At 38.6% G+C, this 12,847-nt stretch carries 14 protein-coding genes; 4 read left to right on the top strand and 10 right to left on the bottom strand.

Going from position 1 to position 12,847, the window contains the following annotated elements; translation table 11 throughout:
- Window positions 1-177: 177 nt before the first annotated feature.
- Both OZX56_RS07695 and OZX56_RS07690 read left to right on the top strand, forming a co-directional pair.
- A complete protein-coding gene (locus OZX56_RS07695) occupies window positions 178-402 on the top strand; it encodes a DUF1659 domain-containing protein (RefSeq protein ID WP_277139480.1) in 225 nt (74 codons plus the stop codon).
- Window positions 403-430: 28 nt separating this feature from the next.
- On the top strand, window positions 431-706 hold the full coding sequence (locus OZX56_RS07690) for a DUF2922 domain-containing protein (protein ID WP_277125789.1): 276 nt from the start codon (window positions 431-433) through the stop codon (window positions 704-706).
- A gap of 702 nt (window positions 707-1,408) precedes the next feature.
- On the opposite strand, the gene OZX56_RS07685 is transcribed toward OZX56_RS07690, so the two are convergent.
- The 10 genes from OZX56_RS07685 to OZX56_RS07640 form a co-directional block, all read right to left on the bottom strand.
- Window positions 1,409-1,600, bottom strand: a complete 192-nt coding sequence (locus OZX56_RS07685) for a hypothetical protein (RefSeq protein WP_277139479.1) — start codon at window positions 1,598-1,600, stop codon at window positions 1,409-1,411.
- Window positions 1,601-1,845: 245 nt separating this feature from the next.
- Window positions 1,846-2,010: a hypothetical protein gene (locus tag OZX56_RS07680; RefSeq protein WP_277139478.1), complete on the bottom strand. Its 165-nt coding sequence runs from the start codon at window positions 2,008-2,010 to the stop codon at window positions 1,846-1,848.
- A gap of 287 nt (window positions 2,011-2,297) precedes the next feature.
- Complete coding sequence (locus OZX56_RS07675) at window positions 2,298-2,462, bottom strand: hypothetical protein (RefSeq protein WP_277139477.1); 165 nt, start codon at window positions 2,460-2,462, stop codon at window positions 2,298-2,300.
- Between the two features lie 245 nt (window positions 2,463-2,707).
- Entirely contained in the window at window positions 2,708-2,893 is a 186-nt protein-coding gene (locus tag OZX56_RS07670; protein ID WP_277139476.1) for a hypothetical protein, read from the bottom strand.
- A 246-nt stretch (window positions 2,894-3,139) separates the two neighbouring features.
- Complete coding sequence (locus OZX56_RS07665) at window positions 3,140-3,304, bottom strand: hypothetical protein (RefSeq protein WP_277139475.1); 165 nt, start codon at window positions 3,302-3,304, stop codon at window positions 3,140-3,142.
- A gap of 243 nt (window positions 3,305-3,547) precedes the next feature.
- Window positions 3,548-3,733 (bottom strand): hypothetical protein, encoded by a 186-nt coding sequence (locus OZX56_RS07660; protein ID WP_277139474.1) that lies wholly within the window; start codon window positions 3,731-3,733, stop codon window positions 3,548-3,550.
- Window positions 3,734-3,986: 253 nt separating this feature from the next.
- Window positions 3,987-4,037: a hypothetical protein gene (locus tag OZX56_RS07655; RefSeq protein WP_348635973.1), complete on the bottom strand. Its 51-nt coding sequence runs from the start codon at window positions 4,035-4,037 to the stop codon at window positions 3,987-3,989.
- A 329-nt stretch (window positions 4,038-4,366) separates the two neighbouring features.
- A complete protein-coding gene (locus OZX56_RS07650; RefSeq protein ID WP_277139473.1) occupies window positions 4,367-4,531 on the bottom strand; it encodes a hypothetical protein in 165 nt (54 codons plus the stop codon).
- Between the two features lie 244 nt (window positions 4,532-4,775).
- The gene (locus OZX56_RS07645; protein WP_277139472.1) at window positions 4,776-4,961 is read right to left on the bottom strand and encodes a hypothetical protein; all 186 of its coding nucleotides are present in this window, start codon (window positions 4,959-4,961) and stop codon (window positions 4,776-4,778) included.
- Window positions 4,962-5,207: 246 nt separating this feature from the next.
- Window positions 5,208-5,372: a hypothetical protein gene (locus tag OZX56_RS07640; protein ID WP_277139471.1), complete on the bottom strand. Its 165-nt coding sequence runs from the start codon at window positions 5,370-5,372 to the stop codon at window positions 5,208-5,210.
- Between the two features lie 341 nt (window positions 5,373-5,713).
- Between OZX56_RS07640 and OZX56_RS07635 the strand changes: the two genes are divergently transcribed.
- Both OZX56_RS07635 and OZX56_RS07630 read left to right on the top strand, forming a co-directional pair.
- Window positions 5,714-6,244: a Rib/alpha-like domain-containing protein gene (locus tag OZX56_RS07635; RefSeq protein WP_277139470.1), complete on the top strand. Its 531-nt coding sequence runs from the start codon at window positions 5,714-5,716 to the stop codon at window positions 6,242-6,244.
- Window positions 6,245-6,769: 525 nt separating this feature from the next.
- Window positions 6,770-12,832 carry a YSIRK-type signal peptide-containing protein gene (locus OZX56_RS07630; protein ID WP_277139469.1) on the top strand — a complete coding sequence of 2,021 codons (6,063 nt, stop codon included), beginning with the start codon at window positions 6,770-6,772 and terminating at the stop codon, window positions 12,830-12,832.
- Window positions 12,833-12,847: the final 15 nt, after the last annotated feature.

Raw genomic sequence — 12,847 nt, 5'->3', positions numbered from 1 at the left:
TAGAAATTAAATAGTCGTCCATACCTTGATACGGACGGCTATTTTCTTACTTAAAAAATTATTTTAATTAAAGTGATACACTTTGCCAGTTCAATTCGTTAGTAATAGTGTAAGACAACTGAGCGCGCCAGCCGATTACAAAAAGCAAACAATTCTTACTAAGAAAGGTAAATTACAATGAATTTTGAATTATTAGATCAATCAATCCAATACACTTTTTTGAATGAAAAATATGGCGAAGATGGTACTAAGTCACGCATCTTTAAGAACGTTAAACCCGGTGTTAGTGCAGCTGGATTAGCAACGGTTGGTCAAGCATTGTCTGAATTGCAGGAAGACGAGCTTGGCTCAGCAACATTAATCCAAAAACATTCTGTCCCATTATCCGCCACAGCAGTTTAATTTAAGATTTATGATAGGAGTAAAAATCATGACTACAACTAGCAAAACACTACAATTGGTATTCTTGAACAGTAATAACAAAAAGGTTAACTTGTCCTTGCCTAATGCGGCCAGCAATTTAGCACCAGAAGCGGTCAGGGCAGCGATGAACAAGATCGCTGAGGCCGATGCTTTCCAAAAGAATGGAGTTGACCTGTATCAGCACCCACAATCTGCTGCGTATATTGAACGGACTGTTAACAGTGTGTTCGATAATGCTGAAACTGCTCCAGAGCAGCCAGCTGATTTTGTACAACTTGGGTAAAATAATTAAGCTAATTAAACAAATGTTTTAACTCAAAAGCTGCACGTTCCTGAATGGAAGTGTGGCTTTTTGCTATAAGCCTCATATAACATAAAAATCACGGTTCAAATATAGTATCCCGGTAGCTTAGCAAACAAATAGATTGCGATTTTGTATACTTATGCTAAAATTAATTATATTAAGATGTTTTGCATAAAAGGCGGTGGCATGATCACGTTAAACAAAAAAGTTGTTGTATAACTAGCTGAATTATAGAATGACTTTTTGTTGATAATAGCGATACCGTAACCAATGCTTAAAGTAAACGTACTGAATGTAAATATTAGCGTTAATGCGTTTAAGTTACTCACTAGCTGTTAGATCTTTCAATAGTTTGTTCTATGTTCTTCATAAACAAACATCTCCTTGGAATAAAAGAGCCGCCGTTTTTAGCTTATTCATCTTTTTCAAAAAACAACTGCCGCTTTAATAGCGGTAGTTAAATATGTTTTGGCTAAATAACCGTCCTATAACTGTCCAAAGTTATTGGACGGTTATTTTTCCTATGATTAGTCAAGTTGCAAGTCAGGAATCGAGTAAAGAAAACCATAAAAAAGTGCAAAACAAATAAATTGTGTTAGAATATTGATATAAAGAAAAAAGAGGTAAGTTGTAGCTTACCTCTAAAAGATGTCCCGCGTAAAAGGCGGTGGCGTAATTACGTTAAACTAAGAAAGTCGTCGCATAACTCGCTAAAGTATCGGACGGCTTTTTTAGTACAATTATTTTCGGTGGTGCTGATCGATATACGATAACAGCGCCAGAATAAACATACCGAATGTGAACATCAGCGTTAACGCATCTGCCACACTCATAGGCTGCTAATCCTTTCAAGAATTTGTTCCATGTTTCCATAGGCAATCATCTCCTCGGAGTAAAACAGCCACCGCCCTTTAGCTTTATTCATCTTTTGTTTAATTATAGCAAAAATATTTGTTTAAAAATGCAAAACGAATAAAATGTGTTAGAATAATGATAACGAAAAAAGCCATGCGCTAACATGGCTTTTTCGGAAAAACAACTGCCGCTTTAAGAGCGGTGGTCAAGTGATATTACGATAAAGTCGTCCTATAACTGACCAGAGTTATTAAGTAGGACGACTATTTTTTTGGCTGATGTAAAGTCAGCCAAATTGCTAGGCTGGTGTCGAGCAAGAATAAAATAGCGACAAATGGATCGTCGGGATTCATTTGCCAGGCTAATTTTACCCAAGCATCGGCTTGACCATGCAATGCCTTTAAAAGTTCGAAAACTTTGTCGGACATCAAATAGCAGACGGTCTCCTTTCCTTAAGAATAATGCCATAAGCATCACTTCCTTTACAGAAAAACGACCACGCCCTTAAAACTCTTGGTTGTATTCGTCAATTATTATAACAAAGAAAACCAGAAAAAAGTGCAAAACAAATAAATTGTGGTAGAATAATGATAACGAAAAAAGCCATGCGCTAACACGGCTTTTTCGGAAAAACAACTGCCGCTTTAAGAGCGGTGGTCAAGTGATATTACGATAAAGTCGTCCTATAACTCGCCAAAGTTATTAAGTAGGACGGCTATTTTTTTGGCTGATGTAAAGTCAGCCAAATTGCTAGACAAGTGTCGAGCAAGGATAAAGCAGCAACAAATGGATCGTTTGGATTCATTTGCCAGGCAAGTTTTACCCAAGCATCGGCTTGACCATGCAATGCCTTTAAAAGTTCGAAAACTTTGTCGGACATCAAATAGCAGACGGTCTCCTTTCCTCAAGAATAATGCCATAAGCATCACTTCCTTTATAGAAAAAACGACCAACGCCCTCAAAACTCTTGGTCGTATTCGGTAATCATTATAACAAAGAAAAGCAGAAAAAAGTGCAAAACAATTAAATTGTGTTAGAATACATATATAAAGAAAAAGAGGTAAGCTCCAACTTACCTCTAAAAAGATGTCCCGCGTAAAAGGCGGTGGCGTAATTATATTTTGACTAGGAAGTCGTCACATAACCTGCTAAAGTATCGGACGGCTTTTTAAGTACAATTATTTGTGGTGGTGCTGATCGATATACGACAACAGTGCCAAAATAAACATACCGAATGTGAACATTAGCGTTAACGCATCTGCCACACTCATAGGCTGCTAATCCTTTCAAGAATTTGTTCCATGTTTCCATAGGCAATCATCTCCTCGGAGTAAAACAGCCACCGCCCTTTAGTTTTATTCATCTTTTGTTTAATTATAGCAAAAATATTTGTTTAAAAGTGCAAAACGAATAAAATGTGTTAGAATAGTGATAACGAAAAAAGCCATGCAGTAACATGGCTCTTTCGGAAAAACAACTGCCGCTTTAAGAGCGGTGGTCAGATTATAGTTTAACGAACAGTCGTCCTATAACTAGCCAAAGTTATAAGTAGGACGGCTATTTTTTTGGCTGATGTAAAGTCAGCCAGATTGCTAGGTAAGTGTCGAGCAAGAATAAAATAGCGACAAATGGATCGTTTGGATTCATTTGCCAGGCAAGTTTTACCCAAGCATCGGCTTGACCATGCAATGCCTTTAAAAGTTCGAAAACTTTGTCGGACATTAAATAGTTGTAGGTCTCCTTTCCTTAAGAATAATGTCATAGACACCACTTCCTTTACAGAAAAAACGACCACGCCCTCAAAACTCTTGGTTGTATTCGTCAATTATTATAACAAAGAAAAGCAGAAAAAATGCAAAATAAATAAATTGTGTTAGAATATTGATATAAAGAAAAAAGAGGTAAGTTGTAGCTTACCTCTAAAAAGATGTCCCGCGTAAAAGGCGGTGGCAACTTACATTTTGACTAAAAAGTCGTCGTGTAACTCGCTAAAGTATCGGACGGCTTTTTTAGTACAATCATTTTCGGTGGTGCTGATCGATATACGACAACAGCGCCAAAATAAACATACCGAATGTGAACATCAGCGTTAACGCATCTGCCACACTCATAGGCTGTTAATCCTTTCAAGAGTTTACTCCATGTTTCCATAGGCAATCATCTCCTCGGAATAAAACAGCCACCGCCCCTTAGCTTTATTCATCTTTTATTTAATTATAGCAAAAATATTTGTTTAAAAGTGCAAAACGAATAAATTGTGTTAGAATGTTGATATAAAGAAAAAGAGGTAAGCTGTAACTTACCTCTAAAAAGATGTCCCGCGTAAAAGGCGGTGGCAACTTACATTTTGACTAAAAAGTCGTCGTGTAACTCGCTAAAGTATTGGACGGCTTTTTAAGTACAATTATTTTCGGTGGTGCTGATCGATATACGACAACAGCGCCAAAATAAACATACCGAATGTGAACATCAGCGTTAAAGCCTCTGCCACACTCATAGGCTGCTAATCCTTTCAAGAATTTGTTCCATGTTTCCATAGGCAATCATCTCCTCGGAGTAAAATAGCCACCGCCCTTTAGCTTTATTCATCTTTTGTTTAATTATAGCAAAAATATTTGTTTAAAAATGCAAAACGAATAAAATGTGTTAGAATAGTGATAACGAAAAAAGCCATGCGCTAACATGGCTCTTTCGGAAAAACAACTGCCGCTTTAAGAGCGGTGGTCAAATTATATTTTGGCTAAATAGCCGTCCTATAACTCACCAAAGTTATAAGTAGGACGGCTATTTTTTTGGCTGATGTAAAGTCAGCCAAATTGCTAGGCTGGTGTCGAGCAAGGATAAAGCAGCAACAAATGGATCGTCGGGATTCATTTGCCAGGCTAATTTTACCCAAGCATCGGCTTGACCATGCAATGCCTTCAAAAGTTGATAAACTTTGTCGGACATTAAATAGCAGACAGTCTCCTTTCCTTAAGAATAATGTCATAGACACCACTTCCTTTATAGAAAAAACGACCAACGCCCTCAAAACTCTTGGTTGTATTCGTCAATTATTATAACAAAGAAAAGCAGAAAAAATGCAAAATAAATATAATGTGTTAAAATACAAGTATAAAGAAAAAAGAGGTAAGTTGGAGCTTACCTCTAAAAAGATGTCCCGTGTAAAAGGCGGTGGCAACTTACATTTTGACTAAAAAGTCGTCTTGCAACCTGCTAAAGTATCGGACGGCTTTTTAAGTACAATTATTTTCGGTGGTGCTGATCGATATACGATAACAGCGCCAAAATAAACATACCGAATGTGAACATCAGCGTTAAAGCCTCTGCCACACTCATAGGCTGCTAATCCTTTCAAGAATTTACTCCATGTTTCCATAGGCAATCATCTCCTTGGAATAAAACAGCCACCGCCCTTTAGCTTTATTCATCTTTTGTTTAATTATAGCAAAGAAAACCAGAAAAAAGTGCAAAACAAATAAATTGTGGTAGAATAATGGTAACGAAAAAAGCCATGCGCTAACATGGCTCTTTCGGAAAACAACTGCCGCTTTAAGAGCGGTGGTCAGATGATAGGTTAACTAAATAGTCGTCCTATAACTCGCCAAAGTTATAAGTAGGACGGCTATTTTTTTGGCTGATGTAAAGTCAGCCAAATTGCTAGACAGGTGTCGAGCAAGGATAAAGCAGCAACAAATGGATCGTTTGGATTCATTTGCCAGGCAAGTTTTACCCAAGCATCGGCTTGACCATGCAATGCCTTCAAAAGTTGATAAACTTTGTCGGACATTAAATAGCAGACGGTCTCCTTTCCTTAAGAATAATGTCATAAGCATCACTTCCTTTACAGAAAAACGACCACGCCCTCAAAACTCTTGGTTGTATTCGCTAATCATTATAGCAAAGAAACAGGCGAATTTACTATTTTTGGTAAAAAGTTGTTAGCACCATAAAAATAAAAAATATTTCCATTCTTTTTATAAGCTAAAGATTGTTAATATAACAGCTACAGATAAAGCATTTACCCATAATGTGCAAGTCATCACGTAAAGCAATAGCCAAGCCCTAGCAAATCGCGGAGAGCAACAAGCCGAGCTAGTAATTAAATTTAAGGATGAATCAGCGCAAACCATGACAGTTAACTTACAAGTAACGGCACTTAATGCCCAAGTTGACCAGCAAAAGACCTTTGATTTAAGCCAAACAACGATTGACCACACGCAGAACGATCCGACTGCAGCTGCTTATCTTGACTTAATTGCAGAAGATCAACAAAATATTACTGGCTATACTTGGTCAGGCAATGCGCAAGGCACTAGCGATCTCGAACTTGCTGGAGCTGGCAGTCAGTTGGCCTATCTGATCGTGCATTATCAAGACGGAACTGCTCAAGCTGTTGCCGTGCCAGTCATCGTTAAGCCGCAGAGTCTGCAATGGCAATTCCAGCAAACGCAGACAGTCAGTGTGCCACTGAATTCCACGACAGAACCAGCAGCATTCGCCGATCCAAGCAGCTTCCTAGCTAATACCGAGACAATTGCCAAGATTAACTGGGCAACTGCTCCTGACACCAGCGTGCCTGGCGATACGACCGCCGCTATTCAGTTGACCTTTAAGGACGGCTCAACCCTAATCCACTTAATCAGGATTAACGTTGCCTAGTTATCCGATGGATAAGTATAAAAAGCTCCGATTTATTTCGGGGCTTTTTTGTTTTGCCAAGCTAAAGTGCTGTTATGTGCAAAACTTATCGAAAAGATTCAGGCATACTAAACTTTTTTATAGTTCAACCTTTAAGGTATTATCCAATGACAATAAGCATTGGATAAGGAAAAAACTACTGTAGTATATAGCGATAATTGGTCTAGCTTATCCGGAAGTTTTGCAGTTATTGTATATCTTTATTTTGAGAAGAATATATTTTTTCAAAAAAATTTATAATTAGTAAAAAATAGAATTAATTATTTAATTATTAAATTTATCCAAAATGTTATTGTTATTTATAATGCCATAACGCTTAAATATAAGCTATAATTTTATAATTATGGTTATTTTATTGTGAAACAAATCATACTATTTCATGTAATAGTTATTAAAATAAGGGGAATTAATTTCTTAATTTATATTTACATTTGTGCGTATAGGTCTTAAAATACTGTTAGTAAACATTATTTTGGGGAGAAAAATATGCTAGGAAAAAACAATTTTAGTGAAAGGTTACGCAAGATGGAGATGCAGTCCAAACAAGAACGCTTCTCTATTCGTAAATTAAGTATAGGTGCAGCTTCTGTACTTCTTGGATTCACTTTCTTGGGCGTGAATTCACAAACTATCAAAGCTGATACGGTGGAGCCAACTGCACAAAATAGTGCAACTGTTAGCAAAGCTGACCAAGGTCAAGCACCAGAGCAGGAAGCCACGCCAAAAAAGGACACAGCTAAGCCTGACCTATCTACATATAAAGGATTAGCTAAATTCCTGCGCGGCGGCGATGAACAGGTGGCTAATGACGACAACCAGTCTGCTGCCAAGCCAGACCAATCAGCTAACTCTGATCAAACCGCAGAGCCGCAGCCTGATACAAAACCAAATAATGCGCCAAGTAATCAGCCAGAAAGCCCAGCAAATTCTGCCGCTGATGGAAGCGCTGAGAATCAACCGGCAACAACTAAGCCAGAGCAAAAGCCGAATGAAACTGATGCGGATATAGCTAACGGAGAGTTAGTTACTAAAGAAGATGAGAATACTAATGTAAATGTCAAAAAAGTAGTAGACCAGACTCCTGATGCTGCTAGTAGCAATGATAAAGTTAGATTAGACAGTTATATTTCTCAAACTACTGATAGTGAAGTTGAAGTATCTGACTATCAGGATTTGATTGATGCATTGTGGAATGATGATATCAGTACTATTGTTGTAGCAAATGACATTGTATTTCCGTGGGGAACAGCTAGTGGTATGATTAGGCTGCATTATAAGCCACGCAAGTTATTGATTAAAGCTAAGGACTCAGACCCTAATGATCCAAATAGCAATCGGAAAAAGATTGATTTTCAAAGTCGAGAACTTGGACAGTATATGGATAAGTATAAACATACCCCAATGGATATAACTTACCAAAACTTAGATTTATATGGTCGTACTTGGTTTGGTGTTGCTAATTCAAATTATCTCGATTCATCAAGTATTTCGTTCTATAACGTTAATTATACTGGCTCACAAATGTTGTATGTTGGTAAAAATACGGCGGTTCATTTTTATGGTAAAAATAATGCTAAAACGGTTTTAAACTATCAAGCATTGAACACAAAAACTGGAAATATCGAGGCCGCAGATACTCAAGACACTGGTAAACAACAATTATTTGAATTTAACAATCAGGGAGGTCAGTTAATCTTCGAAAAAGGCTGTGACTTCACAGGTTCGACTTATATTGGTAATGTGATTGAGATGTATAGTGGAACTGATGCTAATCCTAATCAGGTTATCGTTAAGCCTGGAGCCAACGTTACATTGAATCCAAGAAGTGATCCTCAAGAGCCTGGTACTGCATTCGGTGCTCAAAATACTGATATTGGTCATGGCTTAATTATCTATAAGAGTGCGAAGGTGAATGTTCAGGGAACGCTTAACATAAATACTGGTGGACACTTTGACACTGATGGTAACTATGTAACGAATGATTATAATGCTAAGGCTGCTCTTGATAATCATCGTACTAAAGCTATTGTATTGGATGATCCCTCTGCTGATTTTCGTGTAACGAATGGTGGTATTGTTAATGTAAACACTAATGGTAATATTTCAGATTCTAGCAGAAAAGATTCACCAGCTAATAACTTAATTTACGATGGTGGTAATCTCTTTGTAGGACGTAACTCTGAATTCAATGTTATTGGTAACAATATGGGTAATTATGGTGGAACTCTGCTGCTGATTGGTAAGAATGCGAACCTTGATGGAGGTAGCTTGAATCTGACTGTCAACGACGGTACTGGTGCGGTAACACTAGTTGATGTTACTAGTAGTGCCGTATTAACAGTTAACAACCCACAGAGCCTAATCCTAGATGCACATAATAATACCAATGACAAAACCAGTATCATTGGTACTAATGAAATCGATATTACCAACGTGCGGCAAAAGTTTGAGTTTGGTGACACAGAGATTACACTGCCACCATTCCACTTCCTGAACGTTAAGAAGACAACAATTGGTGGAAAACAGACAATTGGTGTTCAAAAGATTGAACTCTTGAATGGTAACAAAACGCTGAATCAAGGAATGCTGGATACTATGGAAACTGACTTTAAAAAGCCAGAGTATCAACAATTACCAGCTATTCTAGCAGCTGCCTTTAACTTAAATGATGCTCAGGGACAACCTGATGTCAGTCAGTTGCTGCCAACACTTCAGGGAATGGTTGATGCTGAAACTAAGTTTAATGTTATCTTCCCGACAATTATTCAAAATGCCTTCTCTAATCCGAATAATCCGGGATATAACAATGTTCACTTTATCCCAGCTAACCCAGAGGGCTTCTTGGATATCAGCAATACTAAAGTTACGGTTAATGCAGATGGTTCTAGAACGGTCACTGGTCAAATAGATAACTATGACCAACTAAAAGATGGACCAGCTAGTGATAGATTGTTCAGTAAAATCTTGCCTGGTGGTACTGATGCCTATGTTACTGCTAAGTTTGTTAGTGATGGTTCTAGTCTTGATGGGCAAACATTAATTGATGCTGGTGTTCCTAATCCTTATGGAGATACTAATGCTGTGGTACCTTCAGGTTCAAATTGGATCCCCGATACTACTCCTGATAAGTTGCCAACAACATTTACGGCTCAGGCTGATGGCAATGGTCGGTTTACATTCAATATTCCAAAAGAAAAAGTAAACCAACTTAACCCAGGTGCAAAAGTTGAGTTAACCCCACATGCGAACTTCGTTGATTACGATCCAGCAACTTTGAATTTACCTGCTGATGATCCTGATAAGCGACCGGTACTGGTTGACTTGCAGAAGAAGAATTTTGGTGATGCGCAAAAAGATGCTGAGGGCTTACTGCACGATGCTTATGTTGCAGCCATCAGTATGGTTCATGGTTCAAAATTATCAGATGCTGACCAAGCCAGCTACATATCAGCAATTAACAATGCCTATAATGTAGCTACTGCTCATTCAGGAGCTCCCAATTATGATCCTGCTACTTCAATTTATGGTATTGATGGCACTAACGGCGATGATGCTATCACAGAATTGAATAATCGCACTAACAAGACGATTGATCAGATGTTCCATAGTAGTAATAAGTCTCTCTTAGATGGTTTCACGATTACTAACCACTACAAGGATAATGCTGACTTAGCTGACACTATTGCCGCTGCTAACGCTGCAATTGACAATGCATCTGGTAAAGAAGCGATCGGTGCTGCAGAAAAAGCCGGTCAAACGATGATTAACCGAGCTGCTGCCAAACAAACAATTGAAAAAGCTGCTGACAAAGCCCTCACTGATATCGGTGGAGATAGTAATAAAAATGAGGTTGCTAGTGCTAAAGAAAACGCACTGGCTGCAATTGACAATGCAGCTGATGATGCAGCGATTGAAACGGCACTTAATAAGGGCTTGCAACAGTTAGTCTTGAAAGAAAAGCAAGCTGCTAAGGATCAGCTTACTAACAAGACTAAACCCGATACGAGTGCTGCTGTTAAAGCCGAAGTATTGAACCTCAAGAATAGAATTAACAGCGAGGTAAGTAGTGTTGGCGCTAATAAAGATACCATTACAGAGAAACAAAATAAGATTCGGGATCTTTATAATACTGCAATTAATCTATTAGACTTAGATGCTGCTAAGACCCAAGCTAAAAAAGACGTGATTGCAGCAGGTGACGCAGCTAATACTTCTGTTGACAAGCTAACCAATCATAAAAACGGCTTACCTTACACTGACGTTGAAAAACAAGCCATTAAAGATGCCATTAAAAAGGAAATCGATAAGGCTAATGGAGCTGGATCAACCTCTGGCACAATTGATAATGCTACTATTGTTGGCACTGCTGCTAATGAAGCAGGTAGTGTAAATAAAGCTAAAGCTGATGCCATTGCCGCAATCAATAAGATTAAGAATGCTTGTGATCAAGGTAGTGAAACAGTAATCAACCCAATCCTTGACAATGATGCAAATGTACAAAAAGAACGTGCGGATAAACAGGCAGCTAAGACTGCCATCAGTAATGCAGCTGACAGGGCCCGCGAGGACTTAGGTGTAACCGGCAATAATAATTCAATGCAAATTGATGCTGCTGAAGAGGCTGCACTAGACAGAATTGATCAGGAAACCAAAAATAATCTGATCGAAACTGATAAGAATACTGGCTTAGGCGAAGTTGTTGCTGCTGAAAAAGACACCGCAGTCGGTTTATTAAGTACCACTGAGGCTGGTCAAAAGGCTAGGGACGAGATTATTGCTGTTGATACAGCAGATGCCACAGAGGACAACGTCACAGGCAAGCAAGATACCATTAAGTTAGCCTTTGATAAGGGGCAAGCTAAAGATCAAGTTACCAACAAGGGTGACGAAGTCACAGAACACGTTGATCAAGCGCTAGCTAACGCTACCCATGAAGATGGCACACCGTACACGGAAACGGAAAAACAAGCAATCAAGGATCACATTAAGGACATTGTTACTACTGCCAACAACAAGATTGATGGCGATACAACCTCAGCTACTGTTGAAAAGGACAAGAACGATGCTCTTGCGGCCCTTGCAGCCTTGGATACAGCCTTAACTAATAATGATCACAGTGTAATTGAGCCGATCCTTGACAATGATCCTAATGTAATTGCAGAGCGCAAACAGAATGCCAAGGATATTATCACGGCAGCCGCTGATAAGGCTCGCGGAGACTTAAGTCTAGATAAAGGCAGTGATGCTGCCAAGACGATTGATGATGCTGAAACTGCTGCGCTTAACGATATCGGCTCAGCAACTAACACTAGCGGAATTGATACAGCACTTACCAATGGCTTAGACACTATTATTGATACCGAAGCAACGAAAGCCAAGGAATTATTGGGCACTGCTGCAGACACCGCCAATACTACAATCGATAACAATGCAAATCTAAGTCCTGATGATAAGAATAAAGCTCATACCGTAGTAAATGATACGCTATCAGATGCTAAAGACAGTATTAATACGGTAAATTACCAAGATACTGATAAGGATAATGCACAAGATCAGCAAGATGCAATTAAGCAAATCTATAATAATGGACTTGGTGACATCCAATCCGCAGTTGATGATGCTAATAACTTAGATAGTACTAAGCAGAAACTTAAGCAGAAGCTGCAGACAGCACTTGAAGGTGCTAAGAGGCGGGTAAGAGCATCAGGCTTAACGGTAGCTGACCAAACAGAATATCTGGATCGCATTGATGCCGTAGCAGAAGCTGCCAATGCCACGATTGATGGTGCTACCTTGATTGATGCTATGAACGCCGCTAAGTCTCAAGCGATTGATAAGTTCAACCACGAGGGTGCTAAGGCAGAACTACAAGCTTATGCCAATATTTGCAAACAGACTGTCCCAGATAGTGAGCTTGACGAAGCAACACGCACACAAGTCAACCAATTGTTAGTAGATGGTAAAGCGATAATTGATACAGATTATGACCGCGGTCAACTTGATAGTAAAGATGATAATAGTTATATCAATCAAGATCGTAATAGCTATGAAAAGCAACTGTTAAATGCCTATCGGATGTATTTTGAGAATCAATTGCAAGCTAAGGCAACTAATTGGTTAGACAACGATCATAGTAGTGATAAAGATAAAGCTAGTCATCAAGCAGATTTGAGTTTTATGGTAGCTACTTCGCAAAATGAAATTACTGTTGCAAAAGATATTAAAGGTGTAAAGCGAGCTTATGACGCTGGCATTAAGGCAATTGCAGCTTATAGTCCAGTTGATGTTCCTGAAATGACCACCACTAAACCAGCTGCTATTCAAACTATCAATGTAGAGTGGCAAAAAGATTACATGAAGCTGAGTACTGCTTACCCTAATTTAACAGTTAGTCAAAGAGGAAACTTGCTTCAGAGACTGTTTTCTGCTTTGGCTGATGCTACTAATCAAATCAATAATAATCCAGGAGAGATTTCACAATCAATGATTGATGAAATTATTCAGACTTTTGACGATATAATGGCAATGGCAGAACCGGAACAAGGCTAAAGATAACTAGCAAGA

Origin of the sequence: Lactobacillus sp. ESL0684 (assembly GCF_029392675.1) — a bacterium.
In the GTDB taxonomy this organism is placed as follows: domain Bacteria; phylum Bacillota; class Bacilli; order Lactobacillales; family Lactobacillaceae; genus Lactobacillus.
Note: the sequence above shows the minus strand (reverse complement) of the source record. Positions and strands in the feature narration are given on the sequence as shown.

Bases quoted from the DNA above. Each gene is read 5' to 3' on its own strand.
- OZX56_RS07695 (WP_277139480.1), top strand. From the start codon at position 178: ATGAATTTTGAATTATTAGATCAATCAATCCAATACACTTTTTTGAAT.
- OZX56_RS07690 (WP_277125789.1), top strand. From the start codon at position 431: ATGACTACAACTAGCAAAACACTACAATTGGTATTCTTGAACAGTAAT.
- OZX56_RS07685 (WP_277139479.1), bottom strand. From the start codon at position 1,600: ATGGAAACATGGAACAAATTCTTGAAAGGATTAGCAGCCTATGAGTGT.
- OZX56_RS07680 (WP_277139478.1), bottom strand. From the start codon at position 2,010: ATGTCCGACAAAGTTTTCGAACTTTTAAAGGCATTGCATGGTCAAGCC.
- OZX56_RS07675 (WP_277139477.1), bottom strand. From the start codon at position 2,462: ATGTCCGACAAAGTTTTCGAACTTTTAAAGGCATTGCATGGTCAAGCC.
- OZX56_RS07670 (WP_277139476.1), bottom strand. From the start codon at position 2,893: ATGGAAACATGGAACAAATTCTTGAAAGGATTAGCAGCCTATGAGTGT.
- OZX56_RS07665 (WP_277139475.1), bottom strand. From the start codon at position 3,304: ATGTCCGACAAAGTTTTCGAACTTTTAAAGGCATTGCATGGTCAAGCC.
- OZX56_RS07660 (WP_277139474.1), bottom strand. From the start codon at position 3,733: ATGGAAACATGGAGTAAACTCTTGAAAGGATTAACAGCCTATGAGTGT.
- OZX56_RS07650 (WP_277139473.1), bottom strand. From the start codon at position 4,531: ATGTCCGACAAAGTTTATCAACTTTTGAAGGCATTGCATGGTCAAGCC.
- OZX56_RS07645 (WP_277139472.1), bottom strand. From the start codon at position 4,961: ATGGAAACATGGAGTAAATTCTTGAAAGGATTAGCAGCCTATGAGTGT.
- OZX56_RS07640 (WP_277139471.1), bottom strand. From the start codon at position 5,372: ATGTCCGACAAAGTTTATCAACTTTTGAAGGCATTGCATGGTCAAGCC.
- OZX56_RS07635 (WP_277139470.1), top strand. From the start codon at position 5,714: ATGACAGTTAACTTACAAGTAACGGCACTTAATGCCCAAGTTGACCAG.
- OZX56_RS07630 (WP_277139469.1), top strand. From the start codon at position 6,770: ATGCTAGGAAAAAACAATTTTAGTGAAAGGTTACGCAAGATGGAGATG.